We start from the raw sequence: 26,165 nt of genomic DNA on the forward strand, positions 1-26,165 counted from the left end.
TCTCATGTGGGTTATGGTTGTCTCATGACTCTTGACCGCCAGCAGGTGCTGCGCAGTGCGGCCGCCCTGCTGTCCCGCAAATCGACCGCCACCATGGACGAAGTCGCCAGGGCGGCCGGTATCGGGCGGGCCACCCTCCACCGGCACTTCGCCGGGCGGGACGCCCTGGTGAAGGCGCTGGAGGATCTCGGCATCCAGGAGTTCGAAGCGGCCCTGGACGCCGCCCGGCTCGACGAGGGCTCCTGCGAGGAGGGGCTGCGCCGCCTCATCGCCGCCGTGGAGCCCAGCGCCGGGCTGATGTCCTTCCTGGTGAGCGAGAACCAGCTCTTCGAGGGCGACGAGGTCAACGAGGGCTGGAACCGGGCCGACGCCCGCGTCTCCGCCTTCTTCCGCCGGGGCCAGGAACGCGGCGAGTTCCGCATCGACCTCACCCCCGCCTGGCTGACCGAGGCCCTCTACGGGCTCATCGGCACCGCCGCCTGGTCCGTCCAGGCGGGCCGGGTCGCCGCACAGGACTTCCCCCACATGATCGTCGAGTTGCTGCTCGGCGGAGTACGCCGGAGCGTGGAACGATGACCAGTACCGACCGGAACGGGACCACCATGGACGCGGTACGCCGTCCGGGGCGGTGGATCGCGCTCGCGGTCCTCGTCCTCGCCGTGCTGCTGGTGGCCGTGGACGCCACCGTCCTCGGCCTGGCCACCCCGTTCCTCAGCGAGGACCTGAAACCCACCGGAACCCAGCTGCTCTGGATCGGTGACGTCTACTCCTTCGTCATCGCCGGCCTGCTCGTCTCGATGGGCAGCCTCGGCGACCGCATCGGCCGCAAGAAGCTGCTGCTGGTCGGAGCCGTCGCGTTCGGCGCGGTCTCCGTGCTCAACGCGTACGCCACCTCGCCCGAGATGATGATCGTGGCCCGGGCGCTGCTCGGTGTCGCGGGCGCCACCCTGATGCCCTCGACCCTCGCCCTCATCCGCAACCTCTTCCACGATCCGCGTGAGCGCAGCCTCGCCATCGGGATCTGGGGGGCGATGGCCTCGGCGGGCGCGGCGGTCGGGCCGGTCGTCGGCGGGTTCCTGCTCGAACACTTCTGGTGGGGCTCGGTCTTCCTCATCAACCTGCCCGTGATGGCCGTCCTCGTCGTCGTCGGCGTCAAGCTGATCCCCGAGTCGAAGAACCCGGCTCCCGGCCCGTGGGACATGGCCAGCGTCGGGCTCTCCCTGGTCGGCATGTTCGGCGTCGTCTACGCCATCAAGGAGACGGCTTCGCACGGAGCGAGCTGGGACTCGATCACGGCCGCGGCCATCGGCGCGGGGGCGCTGGTCTGGTTCGTCCGCAGGCAACTGCGGCTGCCCACGCCCTTGCTGGACATGCGGCTCTTCCACCACCGGGGCTTCTCCGGTGCGGTCCTCGCCGACCTGCTGACCATCCTCGGCCTGTCGGGCCTGGTCTTCTTCCTCTCCCAGTTCCTGCAACTGGTGCAGGGCCGCGGGCCGCTGGAAGCCGGGCTCGCCGAACTGCCCGCCGCCATCGGGGCGGTGACCGCCGGTCTGCTGGCCGGGTTCGCCGCCCGCCGCTTCTCGGTCCGCTCCGTGGTCTCCGGCGGCCTCGCCGCCGTCGGGCTGGCCCTGGGCAGCGTGACCCTGCTCGACCAGCACACCGACTACCCGCTGCTCGGCGCCATGCTGCTGGTCGTCGGGCTCGGAGCGGGCTTCGCCTTCACCGTCACCGCCGACGTGATCCTCTCCAGCGTGCCGAAGGAGCAGGCGGGCTCCGCGTCGGCCGTCTCCGAGACCGCGTACGAACTGGGCGCCGCCCTCGGCATCGCCCTGCTCGGCTCCATCGTCACCGGCGTCTACCGGGGCTTCCCGACGCCGTCGGGCATTTCCGCCGACGTGGAATCGGCCGCCCACGAGTCCTTGGGCGGGGCGGTCGAGGCGGCCGGGGCCCTGCCCGCCGCCCAGGCGGGACCGCTGGTCTCGGCGGCCCAGGAGGCGTTCGTCGAAGGACTGCGGTCGGCCGCGGGCATCGGCGCGGCGGTCCTGCTGGTGGCGGCCGTCGCCGCGTGGTTCCTGCTGCGGGGCCAGAAGCTGGAGGAATCCGCCGAGCACCCGTAGGCCGGGTACGACGGGAGGGCCCGCACCCCGGTACCGGGGTGCGGGCCCTCCCGCCGTCGTCGCTTCGCGCGCTCAGGCCGCCTTCGCCTTCGTCGCATACATGTCCACGTACTCCTGGCCGGAGAGCCGCATGACCTCCGCCATCACCGAGTCCGTCACCGCCCGCAGCACATAGCGGTCGCGGTCCATCCCCTCGTAGCGCGAGAACTCCATCGGCTCGCCGAAGCGCACGGTGACCTTGCCCGGCCGGGGCAGGCCCGCGCCGCCCGGCTGGAGCTTGTCGGTCCCGATCATCGCGAACGGGACCACCGGCGCGCCCGTCATCAGCGTCAGCCGGGCGATACCCGTACGGCCCCGGTAGAGCCGGCCGTCGGGGGAACGGGTGCCCTCCGGGTAGATCGCGAACGCCTGGCCCTCCTCCAGCACCCGGCGGCCCGTCATGAGCGCCGCGACGCCGCCGCGGCCGCCGTCCCGGTCCACCGGGATCATGCCGCAGCCGGTGAAGAACCAGGCCATCAGCCGGCCCTTGAGGCCCTTGCCGGTCACGTACTCGTCCTTGCCGATGTAGAACACCGGCCGGTCGCAGCAGATCGGCATGATCATCGAGTCGATGAAGGTGAGGTGGTTGCCCGCGAGGATCACCGGCCCGGTCCCGGGAATGTTCTCGGCGCCCTCCACCTGTGGGCGGAACATCAAACGCAGAATCGGTCCGAGCACTGCCTTGATGACCGTGAGACGGGACAACGGTTCCTCCGGTGTCGTGGCCGGGCCTGTCGCGGTGGAACGGGTCCACCGGGCGGTGGCCGGTGCCGACGGATATGGGTCGGTGCAGGTGAGGACGATACTCGCGGGTACGAGCTGATCGCACATCGGGTTCACGGAGCGGATACCCGGTGTTGACATGTGTTTCCGCCACGTTGGCCGAAGGTCTGCCCTCGCGTACGTCCCCCAGCCTACGATCGGGCCTCGCTCGAACGGACCCGGACATCACCAAGCGAGGAGCATTCATGACGGAGCGTGCGTGGACGACCCCCGGCCGGCGGGCCCTTCTGGGCGCCGCGGTCCTCGGCACCGCGGCCCTGGGCATGCCCGCCGCCGCCCAGGCGGCCGAGCGGGGGCGCGGCCACGGCGGCCACGGCTCGCTGCGCGACCTGCCGGTGCCGACGGTGATCGGCCACCGCGGGGCCAGCGGCTACCGCCCCGAACACACCCTCGGCTCCTACCAGCTCGCCCTCGACATGGGCGCGCACATCGTCGAGCAGGACCTCGTGCCGACCAAGGACGGCCACCTGGTCTGCCGCCACGAGAACGACATCACCGCCACCACCGACGTCGCCGACCACCCCGAGTTCGCCGGCCGCAGGACCACCAAGAGCATCGACGGCGTCTCCCTCACCGGCTGGTTCACCGAGGACTTCACCCTCGCCGAACTGAAGACGCTGCGGGCCAAGGAGCGCATCCCGGGCACCCGCCCGGACAGCACCCTCTACGACGGCCGCTGGACGATCCCCACCTTCGAGGAGGTCCTGCGCTGGGCGGAGAAGGAGGGCCGCAAGCGGGGCAAGCCGGTCTGGCTGTACGTGGAGACCAAGCACCCCACCTACTTCCGTGAGCTCGGCCTCGGCCTGGAGGAGCCGCTCGCCCGGCTGCTGCGCCGCCACGGCCGGGACCGGAAGAACTCCCCGCTCATCCTCCAGTCGTTCGAGCCCACCTCGGTCCAGCGCCTGGCGCGGCTCGTCGACACCCCGCGCATCGTGCTGCTGTCCGGCGCGAAGACGCGCCCCTGGGACTTCGTCCGGACCGGCGACCCGCGCACCGTCGCCGACCTGGTGAAGCCCGCCGGGCTGAGGTGGACGGCCTCCTTCGCCCAGGGCATCGGCCCCACCCTCGACCTGGTCATCCCGAAGGACGCCGCGGGGCGGCTCACCACCCCGACCACGCTGGTGCGGGACGCGCACGCCGAGGGCCTGCTGCTGCACCCGTACACCCTGCGCAACGAGAACGGCTTCCTGCCCGCCGACTTCCGCCGCGGCACCGACCCCAACGCCTACGGCGACGTGTTCGGGGCCTACGCCGCCTACTTCGCCACCGGCATCGACGGCATCTTCGCCGATCAGCCCGACACGGCCCTGCTGGCGGCGGCGGACCACGCCGGACGCTGACCCGGCCGCGGACGACGGGGCGGTCGCGACGACCCGTCAGCCGCCCGCCCCGGCGTGCCCCGGACGGGTGGTACGGCGCGCCCGGCGCAACCGGGAGCCGTCGCGGCACGTCCGCCGGGGCATGACGCTTCTCGACCACGATCCCGGCCCCGCCCCCTCCACCGCCCTCGTCGTCCGCGCGTTACACCCTCTGGTGCGCGCGGAGGCGAGGGCCGAGGCCCCCGCCGCGGGGGTCGACCCCGCCGACCTCGAACAGACCGTCTGGGTACGGCTGCTGGAGCGGCCGGCCGCCGGGCCCCCCGCCGACGCCGCCCGCTGGGTGCGCGACACCGTCCGGGCGGAGGCCCGCCGCGGCCGGCGTACGGCCCTGCGCGAACGCCCGTACGCCGGAACGGAACCCGCCGCCGGACCGGCCGACTGCCCGGAACGCGCCGCGCTCGGAGCCGCCGAACGCCGGGCGCTCCGCTCCGCCCTGGCCCGGCTGCCCGGCCGCTGCCCCAGGGTGTTGGAGGCGTTGCTCGCCCCCGGCGACCCGACCTACCGGGAAATCGCAGGGGAGTTGGGTATGTCACAGGGGAGTTTGGGTCCGATCCGTTCCCGTTGCCTTGGATGTCTGCGCAGAATGCTGGCTGCGGAGGTTGTCGCTCCATCCGTGCGGGGATAGGAAGCGTGAGGCAACCGGCGGACAGGTGAGCGGGAGGCGTGCACACATGGGCATGAGCGTGACCATCTCGGCGGCGACGGCACAGGACGTCGAGCAGATCTTCAGACTGCAGTACCTCTGCTTCCAGCGCGAAGCCGAGCTGTACGACAACTACCGGCTCGACCCGCTCGTCCAGAGCCTCGCGTCCCTGCGCGCCGAAGTCGCCGACGACCTGGTGTTCGTGGCCCGCCTCGGGGACGAAGTCGTCGGATCGGTCCGGGGGTTCACCGATCCCGACGGCGCGGGGCAGATCGGCAAGCTCTGCGTGCACCCCCGCCTCCAGGGGCACGGCCTCGGCTCCCGGCTGCTGCTCGCCGCCGAGTCCGCGCTGGCGGCACAGCGGGCGGCGACCCGGTTCCGGCTGCACAGCGGGCACCGCAGCGAGACCAACCTGCGGCTCTACCGGCGGGCCGGCTACGCCCGGGTCGGGGCCGTCACCGGAGCCGACGGCGTCCGGATGATCCTGCTGGAGAAGGACGCCGCCGACCGGGACTTCGTGGCCAGCGCCTGACCGTGCGCCGCGCGGCGGCCCTCAGGCCGCGACCGTCTTCGCGCGGCGCAGCCAGATCATCCCGGTGACCGGCAGGATCACCGGGATGAAGAGGTAACCCATCCCGAAGTCCGACCACACGGTCGCGTCCGGGAAGGCGGCCGGATCGGCCAGCGTCCACGCGCCGACGACCAGCACGCCCACCAGCTCGGCCGCACAGCACACCAGCGCCGCCCGGCGCGCCTTCTCCCCGCCGCGCACCAGCGAGTAAGTGATGAAGCCGTACACCAGGGCCGCGACGGCCGAGAGCGTGTACGCCAGCGGCGCCCGGTCGAAGCCCCTGACCATCTCGACGACCGTTCGTGAGGCCGCCGCGACGGTGAACACCCCGTAGAACCAGACCAGGACCCGGCCGGGGCCGGCGCCCAGTTCGAAGGACGGCTTCGGGGCCGCGGCCACCTCGGGGCGGTCGGTGTCGCTCACGTCAGTCTCCCCAGATGTCATAGAGCCGGACCTCCAGAACCGCCAGCACGAGCGCGCCCGCCGCCACCGTGATCGAACCCCACCGGGTCCGCTCGGTCAGCGACAGGAATCCGGCCGCGGGCACGGCGGCGAACGAACCGATCAGATAGGCGATGAACACCGCCATCCCCTGCTCCGGCCGCTCCCCGCGGGCCAGCTGTACGATGCCCACCACCAGCTGGGCCAGCGCCAGCACGGTGACGACCGCCATCCCGATGAAGTGCCAGTCCTTCGTCGGCTGGTCCCGGTAGGCGGCGTGTCCGCACCAGGCGGCGAGGGCGAGCGCGGCCACGGCGACCGCGACCGTCAGGGCGTCAAGCATGTAGTGAGGGTATTATGGACGGAACGCCCGTCCGCGTGCGGCCCCGGCGACCGCGAAGGGGGCCCGCCCCGCGGGGCCGGGCTACCCGCGCGGAAGGTGGCCTTGACCACAACCGGGGGACGGAATTCCGCTCACAGCTCGCGGGAGCGCCTCGGCAGCCGCCCCCGAGCACACCCCGCCGCCCCCACGTCTTCGCAGGTCACGGCCGTGGGAAAAGGGTCCGGCCAGTGAACCGGAACGGAGGCGTCCGGGTGTCCGGCGCTGTCCGCTATGCGGACAGAGGGGCTCGCGGCGACCTCACGTCTGTTTTACTTGGCCCATGACCACGACGAGCAGCCGCACCTTTGCGACCGAGGCGATCAGCACGCCCGGTGCTCGTTGTATGTGTCGAATGCGCGCCTTCTGAGGGCCCCCGCCTGAGCCTCGCGCCCCGAAGCGAGACCGAGCCTGCGCCGTCCGCCCCCTGCGGAACGAGCGCGCCCGCGCATGTGCCGCCCCGGCAGACCGCCGCGTACAGCCATGCCGAGACCACGGCCGACCAGCCCGAACAGTCTCTTCAGACGAACGCCCCGTGCCCGGCGGACACCGCGCCGCGCACTCGACAGTGACGGAAACCCCTGTGATCACCACGACGGGCCTCACCAAGGTCTACCAGTCGCGCGACCGTGAGGTCACCGCACTCGACGGCGTCGACCTCCACGTCCGCGAAGGCGAGGTGTACGGCGTCATCGGACAGAGCGGCGCCGGGAAATCCTCCCTCATCCGCTGCGTCAACCTCCTGGAACGCCCCACCTCCGGCACCGTGACGGTGGCCGGCCGGGACCTCACCGCCCTCGCCGGCCGCGGCCGGCGGGCGAGCGCCGAGCTGCGCCGCGCCCGCACCCGCATCGGCATGGTCTTCCAGCACTTCAACCTGCTGGACTCCCGGACCGTCCTGGACAACGTGGAACTGCCGCTGGAGATCCTCGGGGTCTCCGGCCGGGAACGCACCCGCAAGGCCGGGGAACTGCTCGACCTGGTCGGCCTCGCCGACAAGGCGAAGTCCTACCCCGGTCAGCTCTCCGGCGGTCAGAAGCAGCGCGTCGGCATAGCCCGCGCCCTCGCGGGCGACCCCCAGGTGCTGCTCTCCGACGAGGCGACCTCCGCACTCGACCCCGAGACCACCCGCTCCATCCTCCAGCTGCTGCGCGACCTCAACCGGCAGCTCGGCCTGACCGTCCTCCTCATCACCCACGAGATGGACGTCGTCAAGACCGTCTGCGACTCCGCGGCGCTCATGCGGCGCGGCCGGATCGTCGAGTCCGGGACCGTCGGCGAACTCCTCGCCACCCCCGGCTCCGAACTGGCCCACGAGCTGTTCCCGGTCGGCGGCTCCGCCTCCGGCCCGGACCGTACGGTCCTCGACGTCACCTTCCACGGCGAGTCGGCCTCGCAGCCGGTCATCTCCCAGCTCTCCCGTACGTACAACATCGACATCTCGATCCTCGGCGCCGCGATGGACACCGTCGGCGGCAAGCAGATCGGCCGCATGCGCATCGAGCTGCCCGGCCGCTTCGAGGAGAACGTCGTGCCCATCGGGTTCCTGCGCGAGCAGGGCCTCCAGGCCGAGGTCGTCGACGGCGAGCCCGCCCCGGGCACCCCTGCGGGTACCGCCGCCGTACCGGAGCAGTCGTCCGCCCCGCTCGCCAAGGAGGCCGTCAAGTGACCTGGTCCGAAATGCAGCCCCTGCTGACCCAGGGCACCGTCGACACCCTCTACATGGTGCTGTGGTCCGCGCTGGCCACCGTCGTCGGCGGCCTGCCGCTCGGCGTCCTGCTGGTCCTCACGGACAAGGGCGGACTGCTCCAGAACACCGTGGTGAACAAGGTCATCGGCGTGGTCGTGAACATCGGCCGCTCGCTGCCGTTCATCATCCTGCTGATCGCCCTGATCCCCTTCACCACCTGGGTCGTCGGCACCTTCATCGGCCCCACCGCGATGATCGTGCCGCTCGCCGTCGGCGCCATCCCGTTCTTCGCCCGGCTCGTCGAGACGGCGATCCGCGAGGTGGACCACGGGCTCGTCGAGGCGGTCCAGTCGATGGGCGGCTCCATTCCCACGATCGTCCGCAAGGTGCTCCTCCCGCAGGCCCTGCCCTCGCTCGTCTCGGGTGTCACCACCACCCTGATCGTCCTCATCGGCTACTCCGCGATGGCCGGCGCGGTCGGCGGCGAAGGACTCGGCTCCAAGGCCGTGACCTACGGATTCCAGCGCTTCGACAACCAGTTCATGCTGATCACCGTCGCGCTGCTGATCGTCATCGTCACCGTCGTCCAGCTCATCGGCGACCTCGCCGTCCGGCTGCTGGCCCGCCGAGGCCGCACCGCCTCCTGAGGCCAGGCCCCACAACCTTCCTTCCTCACCGAGCCCGAACTCCTTGTCCGGGCGCACCACCACAAGAAAGAGGCACTTTTCGTGCGCAAGAACATCAAGATCACCGCTGCCGCCGCTTCCGCCGCCGCCCTCGCCCTGGGGCTGAGCGCCTGCGGTACGGACTCCGACCCCGCCTCCAAGGGCGGGACCGGAGCCGGCGCCGACACCTCCAAGGCCCTGGTCGTCGCCGCGTCCCCGACGCCGCACGCCGACATCCTGGAGTTCGTCGAGAAGAACCTGGCGGCGAAGGAGGGCCTCAAGCTGGAGGTCAAGGAGTTCACGGACTACGTCCTGCCGAACACCGCCACCCAGAACGGCCAGGTCGACGCCAACTTCTTCCAGCACAAGCCCTACCTGGACGACTTCAACGCCAAGCAGAAGACCACCATCGTGCCGGTGGTCGACGTGCACCTGGAGCCCCTCGGCCTCTACTCCAAGAAGGTCAAGGACCTGGGGGACATCAAGGCCGGCCAGACCATAGCCGTCCCCAACGACACCACCAACGGGGGCCGCGCCCTCCAGCTGCTCGCCGAGAACGGCCTGATCACCCTCAAGGACGGCGTCGGCACCAGCGCCACCCTGAGCGACATCACCGACAAGAAGGGCCTGGAGTTCAAGGAGCTGGAGGCCGCCACCGTGCCCCGCGCCCTGAACGACGTGGACGCCGCCGTCATCAACGGCAACTACGCGATCCAGGCCGAGCTCTCCCCGGCCAAGGACTCCCTCGCCCTGGAGAAGGCCGAGGGCAACCCCTACGCCAACTTCCTCGCGGTCAAGAAGGGCAACGAGAAGGACCCGCGCGTCGAGAAGCTCGCCAAGCTCCTCAACTCCGACGAGGTCAAGAAGTACATCGAGGACACCTACAAGGGCTCGATCGTCCCGGCCTTCGGCGCCCCCGCCAAGTCCTGACCCCCGACCGGCAGTTGACCCGGAGCCCCGCTTCCGCCGTCCGGCGGGCGCGGGGCTCCGCGGTGCGCCCCCGCCCATGCGCGTCACCCCCCCGATGCTGCATGCTGTGCTTTTAACCGGTCTTCGGCATGGAGCTGCGCATGACTACCACCTTTCCGTCCATCTCCATCAGCACGGACAGGTTGGTGATGCGCCCCTTCGAGATGGCCGACGTCCCCGCGTACATCGAGATGATGAACGACGAGGCGGTCGTCGCCTGGATGGACGGGCCGAACCCCTACACCCAGGTCGACGCCGAACGCTGGGTCCGCAGGATCGCCCCCGCCGAGCGCACCGGAGGCCACGGCATCGCCCTCGCCGTCACCGAGTTCCTCACCCAGCGGCTCGTCGGCAGCGTCCGCCTCCTCAACACCGACTGGCGCACCCGCTCCACCGAGGTCCGCTACATCACCGCCCCCTGGGCCCGCGGCGAGGGGTACGCCACCGAATCCGTGCTCGCCATAGCCGAGTGGCTCTTCCGCGACCAGGGTTTCGAACGGATCGAGCTGCGCACCCCCGCCGACAACACCGACTCCCAGCAGGTCGCCCAGAAGCTCGGCTGCATCAGCGAAGGCGTCCTGCGCAACGCCCGCATCGCCCGCACCCGGACCGAGAACGGCACCGACGGCGGCTGGACCGACATCCGCACCGACCTGATCGTCTGGGGACTCCTGCCCGAGGACCTCGAAGGCGTCGCCGAACAGCTCGCCGACGCGGGCGGCTACGGCACGTACAACGACTGGAAGTAGCGCGACCGGTCCCGCGCACGGCCGCCCGCCGGGCCGAGGTACGGACCAGGTACTCTCACCCCTGCCCGCGTGCGACGAGCCCCGCCCCGCGTACGACGGGCGCCCGCCCCGCTCCCTCCCCACCTCCAGGAGACAGACGACGATGGCCGACCGGGTCACGGTGATCGGCTGGGACGGCTCGCCACTGACCGCGGCGGCCACGGCCGCCCTCTCGGCCGCCACCCTCGTCGCGGGCGCCGCCCACCACCTCGCCCTGCCGGAAGTGCCCCCGAACGCCGAACGCATCCGCCTCGGCAGCCTCGACCTCGCCGCCCGCCGGATCGCCGGACACCGCGGCAGCGCCGTCGTCCTCGCCGACGGCGACCCCGGCTTCTTCGGCGTCGTCCGCACCCTGCGGGCCCGCGAACACGGTCTGGAGGTCGAGGTCGTCCCCGCGGTCTCCGCCGTGGCCACCGCCTTCGCCCGAGCGGGCATGCCCTGGGACGACGCCCAGATCGTCGTCGCCCACCCCCGCACCCTGCGCCGCGCGGTCAACGTCTGCCGCGCCCACCACAAGGTCGCCGTCCTCACCTCGCCGGGCGCCGGACCCGCCGAACTCGCCCTCCTCCTCGACGGGGTCCACCGCACCTTCGTCATCTGCGAGGAACTCGGCAGCGCACGCGAGCGCGTCACCGTCCTGACCTCCGACAAGGCCGCCGACCACGCCTGGCGCGACCCCAACGTCGTCATCGTCATCGGCAGCGGCCCCGAGACCACCACCGCGGGCGCCTGGATCGCCGGCCGCCAACCCGCCTACCCCCAGGGCATACGGGGCTGGGCCCTGCCCGCCGACGCCTACCGGGCCGCCGGGGCCGAGCGCATGCAGGAGTCCGGCGAGGGCGAGTTCCCCGGCCTGCGCGCCGCCCAGCTCGCCCGCCTCGGGCCGCGCACCGGCGACCTGGTCTGGGACATCGGCTCCGGCAGCGGCGCCCTCGCCGTCGAAGCGGCCCGTTTCGGCGCCGCCGTCCTGGCCGTGGACGCCGACCCGGCCGCCTGCGCCCGCACCGAGGCCGCCGCCCGCGCCTTCGGCGTGCCCGTCCAGATCGTCTGCGGCCGTGCCCCGCACATCCTGGAACGGCTGCCCGAACCGGACGTCGTACGGATCGGCGGCGGGGGAGTGCCGGTGGCCCGCGCCGTCGTGGACCGCCGCCCGGAGCGCATCGTCACGCACGCCTCCACCCGGGACGAGGCCGAGGCGCTCGGCGCCGCCCTCACCGGCAACGGCTACACCGTGGAGTGCTCGCTGCTCCAGTCCGTCGACCTGGACACCGAGGTGTGGACCGAGCGGGAGAGATCCGTCGTGTTCCTGCTCTCCGCCTGCCGTTCCGACCTCGCCCCCTGACCCGTTCGGCCCGGTACGGGAGGTAGGCTGGCCGATTGTTGTACCGCGCCCGGCCGTTCGTCGCTTCGTTCGTCAATGTCCGGAAAAGTGGACTGTTTTGGTCCGCACTGTGGTACGGCACAACCCGGGGGACGCGCAACGTGGCGCAGTCCACAGTGAGCCGTGGCAGAACTGCCTGTCGCGGCGGCGAACGGCCGCGAGAATAGGAAGCCGCGCGGGCGTTTCGTGCCGCGCGGCGAGCCCGCTCGTTCTTGATGACGAGCACCGGCGTGCCGTGGTTCGGCGTCCCGGGGCGAAGGGCCGAAGGAGCACTGACGATGGGCGAGGGGTACGCATGACTGACACCGGCCAGGTCCCGGGCGAGGGGCTGCCGGAGAACGCAGGCATGGTGGAGCAGCCGGGCGTCCCCGCCCCGGACGCGTACACCTTCCTCGATCCCTCCGAGCACACCCCCGAGGACGACGACCTCCTGCTGATGCCCGCCTCCCAGGGCGCCTGGAGCGACCCGCAGGCCGCACCGGCCCCCGCGCAGGCGCAGCCGGCCGCGCCCACCGCCGTGGCTCCGCCCGCCCCCGAGCACGGGGGTCCGCAGATTCCCCTGCAGCAGGGCCAGGCGGCCCCGGCCCCCGCCGAGCCGCACGGCACCCACGAGTCCGGCGGCCGTGACTTCGGCCAGGCGGACCTGAACGGCGTACGCATCCCCGCGCCCGCCCCCGCCCCGGTCGGCACGCACATCGCCGCCACCCCCGCCCGCCGCCCCCTGCACCGGGGCCCGGCCGCCCCCGAGGCGCCGGCGTACGGCGGCACGCAGGGCGGCGTCGTCCGCTCGCTGGCCGACCGGGGCCCGGCCGGGGCCGCCCGCACCGCTGCGCCCGCCCGCCATGCGGGCCCGCAGACGAACGGCGCCGAGCATTCCGAAGCTCTCGCCGATGACCCCTCGGCCCTGCCCGGCCCGCAGCCGGGCGAGATCCCGCCGCAGGCCGGCGCCCCGTGGGGCGCCCCGCAGCCGGTGGCGGAGCCCGCACCCGAGCAGCCGGCCGTGGAGCCGGAGGGGGCCGTCGCCGAGCCGGTGGCCGTCGAGCAGGCCGTGACCGAGCCGGCCGCCACCGAGCCGGCCCTCGTCGAGCAGACCGTCGTCGAGCAGACCGGGGAAGAGGCACGGCAGCCGGGGCAGACCGAACAGCCGGAGGCCGGGCCGGTCGAGGCCGAACAGCCCCCCGCCGCCGAGCAGCCGGTGGTGGAGGCCCCGGCAGCCGAGCCGCCGGTTCAGGCGGTGGAGGAAGCACCGGCCGAGCAGCCCGTGCGGCAGGCTTCACCGGACCGTGCGGCGGAGCCGGTGGCCGAGTCCGCTCCGGCGGCGGCCCCGGTGGCTCCGCCCGCGCAGCCGCAGCCCGACGTCGAGGCCGGGCAGCCGGTGGCGGCCGTCGAGACCGAGCAGTCGGCGCAGCCGCTGGAGCCCGTTGCCGAAGCCCGGCCCGAGCCTGCCCCGCAGGCCGTCCCGGCGGAACTCCGGAGCGCCCCGCAGGCCGTCCCGGCAGAAACGGTCGTCCCGGAGCCGGCCGCCGGGGAGCAGCCGCCCACCGGCCCGGTCGTCCTCCCGCGGACCGAGGCGAGCCCGGCGCAGGCCCAGGCACAAGCACCTGTTCCGGCCCCGGCCGAGGAGCCCGCAGCCCCGGAGCGGCCGGAGGCGTGGCACGCCGCCGCGGCCCCGCAGGCCGCCCCGGTCGTTCCGGTGGAGGACGCGGCTGCCACGCAGCCCGCGGCGCAGATCCCGGCGCCCGGCGAGGCGGCGGCGCGGGAACCCGCCCCGGTGGAGTCCGCACCGGCGGAGCCCGAGGTTCTGGAGCCGTCCCCTCAGGAGCAGTCCGCGGAAGCGGTGGCCGAAGCGGTGGCCGAGCCCGTCGTGGCCCCGGCTGCCGAACCGGTCCCGGCCGCCGAAACGGCCCCGGACGCGGCGGCGGCCCCGGACGCGGCGGCCGACAGCCCGCAGGCCGTCACGGTTCCGGAAGCGGTCGTCGCTGCGGAGCCGCCCGCACCCCGGGCCGCGCAGCCCGAGCCGTCCGCCGAGCCCGTGGCGGAAGGCGCCGCGGGAGAGGACGCTCCAAAGCCCACGGACCAGCAGCCCCCCGCGCCTGAGCAGGAGACCGCCCCGGCCCCCGAGTCCGCGGAAGCGGCGCGGGCGACCGCGCCCGACGACGAGGACGGCGCCGGACCCGAGATCATCGAGACGCCGCAGCTTCCGGAGCCGCTGGAGGCCGCACGACAGGCGCAGAGCGCCGACCGGCCGGCCGAGGCTGTGGGCCGGCAGGCGCTGGAGCCGCAGCAGGCCGAGGCGCAGCCGCGGAGCGAGGCCCCCGAGCAGTCCGGAACCGGCGACCACCCGGACCAGGCGGACGGCCCGGCGCCCGAGGAGCCCGTCCGGCCGGCCACCCCGCCCGCCCCCGGCTACGACGACGCCGAGCGCGAAGCCGTGCTGCGGGTCATGCGGGAGCGCCGGGACATTCGCAACGGCTTCCGCGGCGACCCCATTCCGCACGAGGTGCTGCTGCGGGTCCTGGAGGCGGCGCACACCGCGCCGAGCGTGGGCCACTCGCAGCCGTGGGACTTCGTCGTCATCCGCTCCGCGGAGACCCGCCGCTCCATGCACGAACTGGCCCAGCGGCAGCGCGACGCCTACGCCGAGTCGCTGCCCAAGGGCCGGGCGAAGCAGTTCAAGGAACTGAAGATCGAGGCGATCCTCGACACCCCGGTCAATATCGTCGTCACCGCCGACCCCACCCGCGGCGGCCGCCACACCCTCGGCCGGCACACCCAGCCGCAGATGGCGCCGTACTCCTCCGCCCTCGCCGTCGAGAACCTGTGGCTCGCCGCCCGCGCCGAGGGCCTCGGCGTCGGCTGGGTCAGCTTCTTCGACGAGCGGGAGATGGTCCGCGCACTGGGCCTGCCCGAGCACCTGGAAGTGGTGGCCTACCTCTGCGTCGGCTACGTCGACGAGTTCCCCGAGGAGCCCGAGCTGATGCAGGCGGGCTGGTCCAAGCGCCGCCCGCTGTCCTGGGTCGTCCACGAGGAGACGTACGGCCGACGCGCGCTGCCCGGCGCCGAACCGCACGACCTGCTGCAGGAGACGATCTCCGCGATCCGGCCATTGGACGCGAAGGCGCTCGGGGAGGCGTGGGAGCGCCAGAAGCGGATGACGAAGCCCGCCGGGGCGCTCGGCATGCTGGAGATCATCTCCGCACAGCTCTCCGGGCTCTCGCGGGCCTGCCCGCCGCCGATCCCGGAGCCCGCGGCCGTGGCGATCTTCGCCGGGGACCACGGGGTGCACGCCCAGGGGGTCACCGCGTGGCCGCAGGAGGTCACCGCCCAGATGGTGGCGAACTTCCTCGGCGGCGGAGCCGTCTGCAACGCCTTCGCGGCCCAGGTGGGCGCGGAGGTCTGCGTCGTGGACGTCGGCGTGGCGGCGGAACTGCCCGCGACCGCCGGTCTGCTGCCCCGCAAGGTGCGGCCCGGCACGGCGGACTTCACGACCGGCCCCGCGCTCAGCCGAGATGACGTGCTCGCCGCGATCGAGGTCGGCATCGAAACCGCCCGCGACCTGGTGGCCGCGGGCAACAAGGCCCTGCTCACCGGTGAGATGGGCATCGCCAACACCACCGCGTCGGCCGCGCTGATCTGCGTGTACACCGGGGCCGACGCCTCCGAGGTGACCGGCCGGGGGACCGGCATCAACGACGAGATGCACGCCCGCAAGGTCGACGTCGTCCGCCGCGCCCTCGACCTGCACCAGCCGGACCCGGCCGACCCGGTCGGCGTGCTCGCGGCGGTCGGCGGCCTGGAGCACGCGGCGATGGCCGGCTTCCTCCTCGGCGGAGCCTCCCTGCGCACGCCGGTGATCCTGGACGGCGTGAGCGCCGGCGCGGCCGCCCTGGTCGCCCGTGCCATCGCCCCCGAGGCGCTGGCCGCCTGCATCGCCGGCCACCGCAGCGCCGAGCCCGGCCACGTCGCCGCGCTCAACAAGCTGGGCCTGCGCCCGCTGGTCGACCTCGACCTGCGTCTGGGCGAGGGGACCGGCGCCCTGCTGGCCCTCCCGATCGTGCAGAGCGCGGCCCGCGCGATGCACGAGGTGGCCACGTTCGACTCGGCGGGCGTGACGGAGAAGTAGCCCCGCCCACCACCCCGGGCCCCGCTCCGATCAGCCCTTTCGGCGCTTGAGGAGCGGGCCCGGGACGAAGTCCCGCACCCGGGCGGGGGAGGGGTCCGACCCAGGCGCCGCCCACCCCACCCCACCCCGCCCCGGGGCGGGGCGGGGCGGACGCCGGGCGACCGGTCCCCGCCCACCCCCGCCCCGTATCGTGTTCCCCACCCGGAACCTCCGCTTTCCGCACGTCACAGCCGCTTCACCGCCGCAGCGGCCTCCGCAGCACCCGCACGAGGAGCCCGTACCGCCATGGCCGAGCACGCAGACCACGCAGGTCACGCCGAGAGCGCAGGTCGAGCCGACCACGCCGACCACCCCGCGTACCCCGTGGGACTGCGCCTGCACGGCCGCCGCGTCGTCGTCGTGGGCGGCGGCCAGGTCGCCCAGCGCAGGCTGCCGCAGCTCATCGCCACCGGCGCCGCCATCACCCTGGTCTCCCCCTCCGCGACCCCCTCCGTCGAGGCGATGGCGGACGCCGGGGAGATCCGCTGGGAGCGCCGCCGCTACCGGGAAGGCGACCTCGCCGACACCTGGTACGCCCTGGTCGCCTCCTCCGACACCGCCGCCAACGACGCCGCGTCCGCCGAGGCCGAGCGCACCCGCACCTGGTGCGTACGGGCCGACGACGCCGAGGCCGCCACCGCCTGGACCCCGGCCACCGGCCGCATCGAGAACATCACCGTCGCCGTCCTCAACACCACTCCCCGGGGCCGCGACCCCCGGCACTCCGCCGCCCTCCGCGACGCCATCGTCGAGGGCCTGCGCGACGGCACCCTCGCCGCCCCCCGCCGCCGCACCCGCGCCCCCGGCGTCGCGCTGGTCGGCGGCGGCCCCGGCGACCCGGACCTGATCACCGTGCGCGGCCGCCGCCTCCTCGCCGAGGCCGACGTCGTCATCGCCGACCGCCTCGGCCCCCGCGACCTGCTCGACGAACTCCCGCCGCACGTCGAGGTCATCGACGCCGCGAAGATCCCCTACGGCCGGTTCATGGCCCAGGAGGCGATCAACCGGGCGCTCATCGAACACGCCAAGGCCGGCAAGTCCGTGGTCCGGCTCAAGGGCGGCGACCCGTTCGTCTTCGGCCGCGGCATGGAGGAGGCCCAGGCGCTGGCCGCCGAGGGCATCCCCTGCACGGTCGTCCCCGGGATCTCCAGCACCATCTCCGTCCCCGGAGCCGCCGGGATCCCCGTCACCCACCGGGGCGTGGCTCACGAGTTCACCGTGGTCAGCGGCCATGTGGCCCCCGAGGACCCGCGCTCGCTGGTCGACTGGGCGGCCATCGCCCGGCTGCGCGGCACCCTCGTCCTCCTGATGGCCGTCGACAAGATCGGGGCCATCGCCGCCGCCCTCATCGCCCACGGCAAGGACCCGGACACCCCGGTCGCCCTCGTCCAGGAGGGCACCACCGCCGCCCAGCGCCGGATCGACGCGACGCTCGCGGACGTCGGCGAGCGCGCGGCGGCCGAGGACGTGCGCCCGCCCGCCGTGATCGTGATCGGCGCGGTCGTGGGGGTCGGCCCCGACTCCGTCCCGCGGGCAGCCGGGGGCGCCGCCGAATGACACCGGGCCCGCGGCGGGGCCCGTACCCCGCCGCCCGCTCCCACCCCGCTCCCTTCCAGGCGTCGGCGCCCCCCACCGGACAAGGCGGTATCACCCCGTGGCAGATCTCATCACCATCGACGACCCCGCCGACCCCCGGCTGAGCGACTACACCGGACTGACCGACGTCGAGCTGCGGCGACGGCGCGAACCCGCGGAGGGCCTGTTCATCGCCGAGGGCGAGAAGGTGATCCGCAGAGCCCGGCAGTCCGGGTACGAGATGCGGTCCATGCTGCTCTCCGCCAAGTGGGTGGACGCCATGCGCGACGTCATCGACGAGTCCCCGGCCCCGGTGTACGCCGTCGCCCCCGAGCTGGCCGAACGCGTCACCGGCTACCACGTCCACCGCGGGGCGCTCGCCTCCATGCAGCGCAAGCCGCTGCCCGCCGCCGACGAACTGCTCACCACCGCGCGCCGGGTGGTGGTCATGGAGTCGGTGAACGACCACACCAACATCGGCGCCGTCTTCCGCAGCGCCGCGGCCCTGGGCATGGACGCGGTCCTGCTCTCCCCGGACTGCGCGGACCCGCTCTACCGGCGCTCCGTCAAGGTCTCCATGGGCGCGGTCTTCTCCGTCCCGTACGCCCGGCTCGAAGCCTGGCCGAAGTCGCTGGGGACGGTACGGGAAGCCGGCTTCCGGCTCCTCGCGCTCACCCCGGACGCCAAGGCCACCAGCATCGACGAGGCTGCCCCGCACCAGTTGGAGCGGGTGGCGCTGATGCTCGGGGCGGAGGGCGACGGGCTGTCCACGCGGGCGCTGGCGGCCGCCGACACATGGGTCCGCATCCCGATGGCGCACGGCGTCGACTCGCTGAACGTGGGCGCGGCCGCGGCCGTCGCCTTCTACGCGGTGACGGCGGGCCGCCCGGAGAGCTGAGCGCGGGCGGTCCCGGCCGGTCCGGGCGCCCTGCGTCAGGACGCCGATGCCGCCGGACCCACGGGCCCGCCGCCGGAACGGGAAGCGGAGGCGGCTCGCGGCCACCCCGCCCCGTCCTGCGCGGAACCGGCCCGCGCCTGCGCCACCCCGCCCGGCCGCTCGTCCCCGCCGAGCCCGCGCGCCGGCCCCTGGCAGCCCTGTGCCGCCGCGATGCCCAACGCCACCAGCAGCGTCACCACGACGAACACCACCAGCCGCTGACGCAGCAACCGCGGATTGGCCGGCCGCCGCCCCGCCGAGGTCGTACGGCTCCCGGAGCGGGTGCTCGGGCGGCCGTTGGTCCCGGCCGGCGCCCCCGGCCGCTTCCCGGTCTTCCCGCCCGAACGCGCCGTGTCGCGCGACGCCTGCTGCGGGCGGGAACCACCGGTGCGGGGCGGCCCCGAACGCGCGGGCGCCCCGCGCCGGCCAGGCTGGGGGCGGGAGCCGGACGGGCCCTCGGAACGCCGGGTGTGCTGGTCGGCGTACGGATCGGCCATGCGCCCGGTCGGCCGGTCCGCCTCCTGCGCGGACCGCTGCGCCGGGGGCCGGCTCTCGTGCAGCCCCTGAGCCTCCCGCGCCGCGATCTCCTTGAGCCGCATGGACAGTTGCAGCGTGCTGGGCCGCTCCTCCGGGTCCTTCGCGAGGCAGGCGCTGATCAGCGGGGCCAGCGCGTCGTGCACCCCGCGCAACTGCGCTTCCTCGTGCACCACGCGATACAGCATCACCTCGGAACTGCCGTGCCCGAAGGGGGAGTCGGCCGTCGCCGCGTACGCCAGCGTCGCGCCGAGCGAGAAGACGTCCGTCGCGGGCGTCACGGCCGCGCCCCGGACCTGCTCGGGCGCGAGGAACCCGGGCGACCCCACCGCCGTACCGACGTGGGTGAGCGTGCTCGCCCCGGTCGCCCAGGCGATACCGAAGTCGATGATGCGGGGGCCCTTGGGGGAGAGCAGGATGTTCGACGGCTTCAGATCACGGTGGACCACGCCCGCTTCGTGCACCGCGACCAGCCCCTCGGAGAGCGCCGCCCCGATCGAGGCGACCTCGGCGGCGGACAGGGGGCCCTCCTCCGCGACCTTGTCGTGCAGGGAGGGGCCGGGCACGTACTGGGTGGCGAACCACGGGCGGTCCGCCTCCAGATCGGCGGCGACCAACCGGGCCGTGCAGCCGCCGCGGATCCGCCGGGCCGCCGACACCTCGCGCGCGAACCGCGAGCGGAACTCCTGATCCTCCGCCAGGTCGGGCCGGATCACCTTGAGCGCGACCCGCTGGCCGCGACGGTCGGAGCCGAGGTAGACGACGCCCATGCCGCCCGCGCCGAGCCGCCGGTGCAGCCGGAACGAGCCGACGAGACGCGGGTCCTCGCGCCGGAGCCGCATCATCGCCATCGTCTGCCCATCCCCGCTGCCTGATCCGCCTGACGAGGCACAGCTTACGTACCCCGCGCCCGGCACGCTCAGAGGCCGCGCCCTCACCGGGGATTCGATTGGCCGCGGCGCTCCGGAGAGACGAAGAGGGGCCGGGGCGCGGCGGATCGGCGTCCCCCGTCCGGACGGGCCGCTCAAGGAGCCACCGGGCAAAGGGGATTGGATCACCGGGGAAACACCGGGACGCGGTGGCCGGGAGGGCGGCGGCCGCCCCCTCGGCATGGGGGGCGCCGGGGTCCCGGGCGGCCCCCGGAAGGGGGACGACCGGTCGGCGAAGGGCGCCCGACGTGAGTGAAGTCACCCGGTGGACAGGCTCGCGCGGGCGACGGGGCATGCCGGGCCCGCCGCGGGGGAAGGACGCCCGGCACCCCCCGGCGGACGGCGTGCTCCCGGACCCGGTCCCCCCGGACGGCGGGCGGCCCCGGTCGCCCCCTCCGGGATGACCCCAACCTCCGGAGGCCCTTCTCCACCCAGGGGAGTACACCGCCCGGCGACGGCTCATCCTCCGGGAGGCCCGGGAATCGGTACGCGGGCATGACGCCCCGTGCGCACCGCTTACCTAATGTGGTGACCAAGCGGTGGGCGAGGTACTCGTCCCCCGAGGTCACACGCCCACCGCTCCCGATCGCGTCAGGAGAGGAACCATGGCGGACACGGCAACGCGGACGATGGTCCGTACGGGCGGACGCAAGGCGTACGCCGCGTTCGGCGTCCGTCCGTCCGGCACCCGCCACCCCTTGGTGGCGACGGCGATGGTCCTTCCCCTGGCGGCCCTGCTCGTGGTCGTCTTCGGCGGCTGGGAAGCGGTGGTCACACAGGCGTCGTCCGTGGCGGTGATGCTGGGGCGCTGAGCGGCGCCCGGGGCCCGGAAGAGCGGTCCGGACCCACACATCCGGCCAACAGCCCCGTGGGGACGGGGGTGCGGCGGACGACAGCGTTTGCCCGGTCAGCTGGGGAGCTGACCGGGCATCGCGCTGTCCGGGCCCGTGCCGCCCCGGCCGGGCCCGCCGTCCGGGCCGCCCGGCCGTGCGGCTCCCAGGCCGGGCCCCGCGCCCCCGGCAGGCCGCCGTGCCCCGGCCCTCCGCACGGCGCCCCGCCCCCTCGTGCCCCTCGCCCGGGCGGAGTACGTCGCCAGCCCTCCCCGGTCCGCCCCGCGTTAGGCTCACGGCTGGACCGGTGCACGGCCGGGCCGACCGCCGGGGGAGCCGTTGACCACCACCCAGACCTCACTCGTCCACGAACTGGGCGTCCTCGCGCACCGCCTCGCCCACCCGTCCGGGACGCCGTGCGTCTGCGAGCCGCCGCAACTCCTCGCGGACCGGGCCGACGGCACCGTGGTCCGCAGCGGCGCGGTCGTCGCGAAGGCCCACGCCGCCGATGCCGACCGCGAGGCGCTGGCGGCCCGGATCGCGCTGGCCGCCGCCCCCGAGCTCACCGGCATCCTGCTGCCGCCCCTCACCGGCCCGGAACGCTTGGAGCCGGACGGAGCGCTCCGCTCCCCGGAGCCCTTCGGCGAACCCGTGGACGCGGCGCTCTCCGGCGATCCCCGGGGCCCGCGCCCGGTCGGCCGCCCCGCCGCGCCCGGGGACCGCCCCGTCACCCTCTGGCCGCTCGGCACCCCGGTGGACCCCGCCGACCCCGGGGCCGCCCCCTGGGCCGAGGCCGCCGGGCTGCTCGCCCGTCTGCACCGCACGAACCCCCCGCTCCCGCTGCCGCCGATGCGGGGACCGGCCAAGGCGGCGCGGGCCGTCGCCCGGATGTGCGCCGCCCGCCCCGGCGACCCGGCCGTCCTGCCCGTGCTGGCCGGGTGGCGCGCCCTGCCGGCCTGGGCCCGGGACGAGGCCCCGCCGCCCCCGCGGCGCGGCCGCTTCCTGTGCCACGGAGACCTCCACCTCGGCCAGCTCGTGCGCCATCCCGCTCCGGACGGCCCGTGGCTGCTCATCGACGTGGACGACGCGGGCGCGGGCGACCCGGCCTGGGACCTCGCCCGGCCCGCCGCCTGGTATGCGGCCGGGCTCCTCGCCCCCGAGGACTGGTCGGTCTTCCTGAACGCCTACCGGTCCGCCGGGGGACCCGCCGTCCCCGCCGTCGGCGACCCCTGGCCCGTGCTGGACGTCCCGGCCCGTGCGCTGACGGTGCAGACGGCGGCCGTCGCCCTCGCCAAGTGCGCTGCGGAGCAACGGGAACCGGACGCCCACGAACAGCTGATGATCGCATCCTGTGCCCGAATCGCTACGTTGCCGCCCGACTTGGCCACCGGTACCGCGTCGTAGGGTGAACCGACCGTCGCGGGGCAGACATTCCGGCGACGGCACGACGAGGGCGAGGAGCCGAGCCGATGATGCAGTGTCCGAAGTGTCACGCGCCGATGAACACGTACAACCGCAACGGCGTCCAGATCGAGCAGTGCAGTGGGTGCCGGGGGATATTCCTCGACTACGGCGAGCTGGAGTCGCTGACCCGCCTGGAGTCCCAGTGGTCCCAGCAGGCTCCGCCCGCCCCGCCGCAGGCCTACCCGGCCGCTCCTCCCGCCGCCCACGCTCCCGCCTGGGGCGCACCGCAGCACGGTGGCCACTACGGCCATCACCGCCAGAAGGGCTTCGGCCGGATGCTGTTCTCGTCCTGAGCTTTCCCGTGGGGCCGGGGGCTCTCGGGCGCCCGGCCCCACGGGGGCGGGCCGTACGACGAAAGAACCCCCGGCCGTGGAGACGGCCGGGGGTTCCTGTCGGTGCGCGATACTGGGATTGAACCAGTGACCTCTTCCGTGTCAGGGAAGCGCTCTCCCGCTGAGCTAATCGCGCGGGGGACCTGCGGGTACGGCGAACTGCGTGCGCGATACTGGGATTGAACCAGTGACCTCTTCCGTGTCAGGGAAGCGCTCTCCCGCTGAGCTAATCGCGCGGGGATCCTTGCGGACCGGTGATCCTTGCGGATCAGTGGACGATACTGGGATTGAACCAGTGACCTCTTCCGTGTCAGGGAAGCGCTCTCCCGCTGAGCTAATCGTCCTTGGAGGTGGAGACGGGATTTGAACCCGTGTAGACGGCTTTGCAGGCCGTTGCCTCGCCTCTCGGCCACTCCACCAGGGATGGGGGCTCGGGAAGGATCCCCCACCTTCTGCGAGCGGACGACCAGGTTCGAACTGGCGACCTCAACCTTGGCAAGGTTGCGCTCTACCAACTGAGCTACGTCCGCTTGTCTTTCCCGGTCCGCTTGCGCGTCCCGGCGACGTGTTGAACTCTAGCGGATTCCTGGGCCAGTACAAAAACGCGTTTGCGCAGCGTGCTGCGGTCGCCTCGCCCCGGCGCGGGTCACCGCGCCCCGTCCTAGACTCGTGGACGTGTCCGACCTCGCCCCCTTGGCCCGTTTCGACGGCCTCACCGCCTCCGGTCTGCAGGACGTGACCCACGATCCCGCGGCGCTCGACTCGTCCGGCTTCTGGGCGGTGTCCGCGGACTTCGAGGGCCGTGTGGTCTGCGCCCGCTTCTCCGACGTGCGGAGGGAAGCGGTGCCCGCCCCCGTCCCCGGCGCCTGGCGGGGGCCCGCCGCCGGGGACTGGACCTCCTCACTGGACCGTGACGCCTACACGGCGGGCGTACGGCGGATCCGTGAACACATCGCGGCGGGAGACGTCTACCAGGCCAACCTCTGCCGGGTGCTGTCCGCCCCGCTCCCCGGCGGCGGGGCCGGGGCCGATGTGGACGCCCTGACCTCCCTGCTCGCCCGCGGCAATCCCGCCCCCTACGCGGGCACGATCCGGCTGCCGGGCCACGGCGTGGAGATCGCCACCGCCTCCCCGGAACTCTTCCTGCGGCGCGACGGACGGACCGTGGAGTCCGGACCGATCAAGGGCACCGGCCGTACCGAGGCCGACCTGCTGGAGAAGGACCACGCGGAGAACGTGATGATCGTGGACCTGGTCCGCAACGACCTGGGCCGCGTCTGCGCCACCGGGAGCGTGAGCGTGCCCGATCTCTGCGTGGTGGAGAAGCATCCGGGCCTCGTCCACCTCGTCTCCAGCGTCCGGGGCCGGCTGGCGGACGGGGCCGGCTGGCCCGAGCTGTTCGCGGCGGCTTTCCCGCCCGGGTCGGTCACCGGCGCGCCGAAGTCCAGCGCGCTGCGGATCATCGGCGAGCTGGAGCGGGGCCCGCGCGGGCCCTACTGCGGGGCGGTCGGCTGGGTCGACGCCGACCGGGGCGCCGCCTCGCTCGCGGTGGGCATACGGACGTTCTGGATCGACCGGACCGGGCCCGCGCCGCTGCTGCGGTTCGGGACGGGCGCCGGCATCACCTGGGGCTCGGAGCCCGAGCGCGAGTGGGACGAGACCGAACTCAAGGCATCCCGGCTGCTCGCTGTAGCGTCGGGCACCTATCCGGAGACAGGAAGGACCGCATGATGAGGATCTGGGTCAACGGAGGGCTGCGGAACGCCGACGACGCCCGGCTTTCGGTGCTGGACCACGGGCTGACCGTGGGCGACGGCATCTTCGAGACGGTGCGTACGAGCGAGGGGCGCCCCTTCGCGCTGACCCGGCACCTCGACCGCCTCACCCGCTCCGCCCGGGGCCTGGGCCTGCCCGACCCGGACCACGACGAGATCCGCCACGCCGTCGCCGCGGTCGTCGAGGCCAACCCCGTTCCCCTGGGGCGCCTGCGGATCACCTGCACCGGAGGGCCCTCCCCGCTCGGCTCGGACCGGGGAACGGACGGGCCGAGCCTGGTCGTCGCCCTCGACGGGGTGGACCGCCGCCCGGACAGCACGGCGGTGATCACCGTCCCCTGGACCCGCAACGAACGCGGTGCGCTCGTGGGCCTCAAGACCACCTCGTACGCCGAGAACGTCGTCGCCCTGGCCCGGGCGCGGGAGCGGGGCGCGTCCGAGGCGCTGTTCCCCAACACCGCCGACCGGCTCTGCGAAGGTACCGGCTCCAACGTCTTCGTCGTCCTGGACGGCCGTATCCACACCCCGCCGGTCGCCTCCGGCTGCCTCGCCGGGATCACGCGCGCGCTGACGGTCGAGTGGACCGGGGCCGAGGAGACCGATCTGCCGATGGACGTGCTCGCCGAGGCCGACGAGGTGTTCCTGACCTCGACGCTCCGGGACGTCCAGGCGGTGCACCGGATCGACGACCGCGCCCTGACGCCGGAGGTCGGACCGGTGACGGCGAAGGCGATGCGGATCTTCGCCGAGCGGGCGGACGACGACCTCGACCCGTGAGCCGGGGCCGTCGAGAGCCCCGCCGCCGGGCCGCCATGAGTCCGAGGGCCCGGAAATCCGCGTGACGGGGCGGCGTCCAGGGGATACAACCTCTTGATGACCACGACACTCCGGCCGTCCGGGCCGCTCCAGCAGGGGGACGCCGGCGCGCGGTCCCGCCGCTACGACGTGTGCGACAACGGGCTGCCCGTCGGCGCCGTCGCGATCAGCACCGACGCGGCGTTCGGCCCGACCGCCGGGGTGCTGACCTCCCTCGCCGTCGACGAGGCGCGGCGCAGGCGCGGCCGGGGCACCATCGCCGCGCTCGCCGCCGAGGAGGTGCTCCGGGGGTGGGGCTGCACCCGGGTGCGGGTGGAGGTTCCCGCCGGCAACGAACCCGCCCGGCGCCTCGCGTCCGCCCTCGGCTACACCGAACGCAGCCGCAACATGGTCAAGCGCCTCGGCCCGGACGCCGCCCCGCTGCCCGCCGGGCTCACCGCCCGCCCCCTGAGCGAGGAGGAGTTCGCCGTCTGGCGGCAGGAGGCGGTCCGGGCGTACGCGCAGGAGTGGGTCGAGCGCGGGGCGGAGCCCGAACAGGCCCGGCTCAAGTCGGAAAGGGACCACGCCTCGCTCCTGCCGGACGGGCTGGCCACCGAGAAAACGCGCTTCGAGGTGCTGGTACGGGCGGGCGAGGTCGTCGGCCGGGTGTGGGTGGGGCCGGGGGAGCCGGAGCCGGGCGGCCCGCCGGCCGGCTTCGTCTTCGACGTCGAGGTACGCGCGGAGCACCGCGGCCGGGGCTACGGGCGGGCGCTGATGCTGCTGGCCGAGGACGTCGTCCGGGCCTGGGACGCGGACCGGATCGGCCTGCACGTCTTCGCCTCCAACACCCCGGCCCTGAAGCTGTACGAGTCCCTGGGCTACACGGCGACGCGGTACAACCTGGCCAAGGCGCTGTAGCGGCCTCGCGGCCCGAAGGGCCCCGGAGCCGGGTTCCGCGGGGCCGGTCCCAGGGGACGCCGGGCCGGC

Annotated in this window: 23 protein-coding genes and 5 tRNA genes; 19 read left to right on the forward strand and 9 right to left on the reverse strand. The window is 74.0% G+C overall.

Annotation, left to right across the window (positions count from 1 at the left end; translation table 11 throughout):
- The first annotated feature begins 24 nt into the window (after nucleotides 1–24).
- Together AMK24_RS18160 and AMK24_RS18165 are read left to right on the forward strand one after the other, a co-directional pair.
- On the forward strand, nucleotides 25–576 hold the full coding sequence (locus tag AMK24_RS18160; RefSeq protein WP_073769821.1) for a TetR/AcrR family transcriptional regulator: 552 nt from the start codon (nucleotides 25–27) through the stop codon (nucleotides 574–576).
- Complete coding sequence (locus tag AMK24_RS18165) at nucleotides 573–2,117, forward strand: MFS transporter (RefSeq protein ID WP_073769822.1); 1,545 nt, start codon at nucleotides 573–575, stop codon at nucleotides 2,115–2,117. Before AMK24_RS18160 ends, AMK24_RS18165 begins: the two co-directional genes overlap by 4 nt.
- Nucleotides 2,118–2,189: 72 nt before the next feature.
- Here the strand turns inward: AMK24_RS18165 and AMK24_RS18170 are convergent, their stop codons facing one another.
- Entirely contained in the window at nucleotides 2,190–2,861 is a 672-nt protein-coding gene (locus AMK24_RS18170) for a lysophospholipid acyltransferase family protein (RefSeq protein ID WP_030088450.1), read from the reverse strand.
- 263 nt (nucleotides 2,862–3,124) lie between these two features.
- On the opposite strand from AMK24_RS18170, the gene AMK24_RS18175 reads away from it, so the two are divergent.
- The 3 genes from AMK24_RS18175 to AMK24_RS18185 all read left to right on the forward strand — a co-directional run bounded on the left by AMK24_RS18175 (nucleotide 3,125) and on the right by AMK24_RS18185 (nucleotide 5,493).
- Entirely contained in the window at nucleotides 3,125–4,279 is a 1,155-nt protein-coding gene (locus AMK24_RS18175; RefSeq protein ID WP_073769823.1) for a glycerophosphodiester phosphodiesterase, read from the forward strand.
- Between the two features lie 121 nt (nucleotides 4,280–4,400).
- Nucleotides 4,401–4,943 (forward strand): sigma-70 family RNA polymerase sigma factor, encoded by a 543-nt coding sequence (locus AMK24_RS18180; RefSeq protein WP_073769984.1) that lies wholly within the window; start codon nucleotides 4,401–4,403, stop codon nucleotides 4,941–4,943.
- 46 nt (nucleotides 4,944–4,989) lie between these two features.
- Nucleotides 4,990–5,493 (forward strand): GNAT family N-acetyltransferase, encoded by a 504-nt coding sequence (locus AMK24_RS18185; protein WP_073769824.1) that lies wholly within the window; start codon nucleotides 4,990–4,992, stop codon nucleotides 5,491–5,493.
- Between the two features lie 21 nt (nucleotides 5,494–5,514).
- On the opposite strand, the gene AMK24_RS18190 is transcribed toward AMK24_RS18185, so the two are convergent.
- Together AMK24_RS18190 and AMK24_RS18195 are read right to left on the reverse strand one after the other, a co-directional pair.
- Nucleotides 5,515–5,955: a hypothetical protein gene (locus AMK24_RS18190; RefSeq protein WP_073769825.1), complete on the reverse strand. Its 441-nt coding sequence runs from the start codon at nucleotides 5,953–5,955 to the stop codon at nucleotides 5,515–5,517.
- Between the two features lies 1 nt (nucleotide 5,956).
- Nucleotides 5,957–6,316, reverse strand: a complete 360-nt coding sequence (locus AMK24_RS18195) for a hypothetical protein (protein ID WP_073769826.1) — start codon at nucleotides 6,314–6,316, stop codon at nucleotides 5,957–5,959.
- A 619-nt stretch (nucleotides 6,317–6,935) separates the two neighbouring features.
- Between AMK24_RS18195 and AMK24_RS18200 the strand changes: the two genes are divergently transcribed.
- From AMK24_RS18200 to AMK24_RS18235, 8 genes are all read left to right on the forward strand, one after another.
- Nucleotides 6,936–8,021: a methionine ABC transporter ATP-binding protein gene (locus AMK24_RS18200; RefSeq protein ID WP_073769827.1), complete on the forward strand. Its 1,086-nt coding sequence runs from the start codon at nucleotides 6,936–6,938 to the stop codon at nucleotides 8,019–8,021.
- The gene (locus tag AMK24_RS18205; protein ID WP_073769828.1) at nucleotides 8,018–8,689 is read left to right on the forward strand and encodes a methionine ABC transporter permease; all 672 of its coding nucleotides are present in this window, start codon (nucleotides 8,018–8,020) and stop codon (nucleotides 8,687–8,689) included. Before AMK24_RS18200 ends, AMK24_RS18205 begins: the two co-directional genes overlap by 4 nt.
- Before the next feature lie 81 nt (nucleotides 8,690–8,770).
- Nucleotides 8,771–9,637: a MetQ/NlpA family ABC transporter substrate-binding protein gene (locus tag AMK24_RS18210; RefSeq protein WP_073769829.1), complete on the forward strand. Its 867-nt coding sequence runs from the start codon at nucleotides 8,771–8,773 to the stop codon at nucleotides 9,635–9,637.
- Nucleotides 9,638–9,777: 140 nt separating this feature from the next.
- On the forward strand, nucleotides 9,778–10,425 hold the full coding sequence (locus AMK24_RS18215; protein ID WP_073769830.1) for a GNAT family N-acetyltransferase: 648 nt from the start codon (nucleotides 9,778–9,780) through the stop codon (nucleotides 10,423–10,425).
- Between the two features lie 142 nt (nucleotides 10,426–10,567).
- Nucleotides 10,568–11,806 (forward strand): precorrin-6y C5,15-methyltransferase (decarboxylating) subunit CbiE, encoded by a 1,239-nt coding sequence (gene cbiE, locus AMK24_RS18220; RefSeq protein ID WP_073769831.1) that lies wholly within the window; start codon nucleotides 10,568–10,570, stop codon nucleotides 11,804–11,806.
- A 334-nt stretch (nucleotides 11,807–12,140) separates the two neighbouring features.
- Nucleotides 12,141–15,968: a nicotinate-nucleotide--dimethylbenzimidazole phosphoribosyltransferase gene (gene cobT, locus AMK24_RS18225; RefSeq protein ID WP_073769832.1), complete on the forward strand. Its 3,828-nt coding sequence runs from the start codon at nucleotides 12,141–12,143 to the stop codon at nucleotides 15,966–15,968.
- A 285-nt stretch (nucleotides 15,969–16,253) separates the two neighbouring features.
- Complete coding sequence (cobA, locus tag AMK24_RS18230; protein WP_073769833.1) at nucleotides 16,254–17,564, forward strand: uroporphyrinogen-III C-methyltransferase; 1,311 nt, start codon at nucleotides 16,254–16,256, stop codon at nucleotides 17,562–17,564.
- 97 nt (nucleotides 17,565–17,661) lie between these two features.
- A complete protein-coding gene (locus tag AMK24_RS18235) occupies nucleotides 17,662–18,480 on the forward strand; it encodes a TrmH family RNA methyltransferase (protein WP_073769834.1) in 819 nt (272 codons plus the stop codon).
- A gap of 35 nt (nucleotides 18,481–18,515) precedes the next feature.
- Here the strand turns inward: AMK24_RS18235 and AMK24_RS18240 are convergent, their stop codons facing one another.
- Entirely contained in the window at nucleotides 18,516–19,904 is a 1,389-nt protein-coding gene (locus tag AMK24_RS18240; RefSeq protein WP_073769835.1) for a serine/threonine protein kinase, read from the reverse strand.
- A gap of 683 nt (nucleotides 19,905–20,587) precedes the next feature.
- Here AMK24_RS18240 and AMK24_RS18245 point away from each other — a divergent pair.
- From AMK24_RS18245 to AMK24_RS18255, 3 genes are all read left to right on the forward strand, one after another.
- Complete coding sequence (locus AMK24_RS18245; protein WP_073769836.1) at nucleotides 20,588–20,794, forward strand: hypothetical protein; 207 nt, start codon at nucleotides 20,588–20,590, stop codon at nucleotides 20,792–20,794.
- 357 nt (nucleotides 20,795–21,151) lie between these two features.
- Complete coding sequence (locus AMK24_RS18250) at nucleotides 21,152–22,216, forward strand: phosphotransferase family protein (protein WP_073769837.1); 1,065 nt, start codon at nucleotides 21,152–21,154, stop codon at nucleotides 22,214–22,216.
- Between the two features lie 65 nt (nucleotides 22,217–22,281).
- A complete protein-coding gene (locus AMK24_RS18255; RefSeq protein ID WP_073769838.1) occupies nucleotides 22,282–22,569 on the forward strand; it encodes a TFIIB-type zinc ribbon-containing protein in 288 nt (95 codons plus the stop codon).
- Nucleotides 22,570–22,672: 103 nt separating this feature from the next.
- On the opposite strand, the gene AMK24_RS18260 is transcribed toward AMK24_RS18255, so the two are convergent.
- The 5 genes from AMK24_RS18260 to AMK24_RS18280 all read right to left on the reverse strand — a co-directional run bounded on the left by AMK24_RS18260 (nucleotide 22,673) and on the right by AMK24_RS18280 (nucleotide 23,138).
- Nucleotides 22,673–22,744, reverse strand: a tRNA-Val gene (locus tag AMK24_RS18260).
- Between the two features lie 28 nt (nucleotides 22,745–22,772).
- Nucleotides 22,773–22,844, reverse strand: a tRNA-Val gene (locus AMK24_RS18265).
- Between the two features lie 36 nt (nucleotides 22,845–22,880).
- Nucleotides 22,881–22,952, reverse strand: a tRNA-Val gene (locus AMK24_RS18270).
- 1 nt (nucleotide 22,953) lies between these two features.
- Nucleotides 22,954–23,027: transfer RNA gene (locus AMK24_RS18275), tRNA-Cys, on the reverse strand.
- A gap of 38 nt (nucleotides 23,028–23,065) precedes the next feature.
- Nucleotides 23,066–23,138, reverse strand: a tRNA-Gly gene (locus tag AMK24_RS18280).
- Between the two features lie 145 nt (nucleotides 23,139–23,283).
- Between AMK24_RS18280 and AMK24_RS18285 the strand changes: the two genes are divergently transcribed.
- The 3 genes from AMK24_RS18285 (at nucleotide 23,284) to AMK24_RS18295 (ending at nucleotide 26,096) form a co-directional block, all read left to right on the forward strand.
- Nucleotides 23,284–24,339, forward strand: coding sequence for a chorismate-binding protein (locus AMK24_RS18285; RefSeq protein WP_199876449.1), 1,056 nt, complete (start codon nucleotides 23,284–23,286; stop codon nucleotides 24,337–24,339).
- Nucleotides 24,339–25,160: an aminotransferase class IV gene (locus tag AMK24_RS18290; protein ID WP_073769839.1), complete on the forward strand. Its 822-nt coding sequence runs from the start codon at nucleotides 24,339–24,341 to the stop codon at nucleotides 25,158–25,160. The genes AMK24_RS18285 and AMK24_RS18290 overlap by 1 nt, the downstream gene beginning before the upstream one ends.
- Nucleotides 25,161–25,256: 96 nt before the next feature.
- Nucleotides 25,257–26,096: a GNAT family N-acetyltransferase gene (locus AMK24_RS18295; protein WP_073769840.1), complete on the forward strand. Its 840-nt coding sequence runs from the start codon at nucleotides 25,257–25,259 to the stop codon at nucleotides 26,094–26,096.
- Nucleotides 26,097–26,165: the final 69 nt, after the last annotated feature.

It is taken from the genome of Streptomyces sp. CB02366 (assembly GCF_001905905.1).
GTDB lineage: Bacteria > Actinomycetota > Actinomycetes > Streptomycetales > Streptomycetaceae > Streptomyces.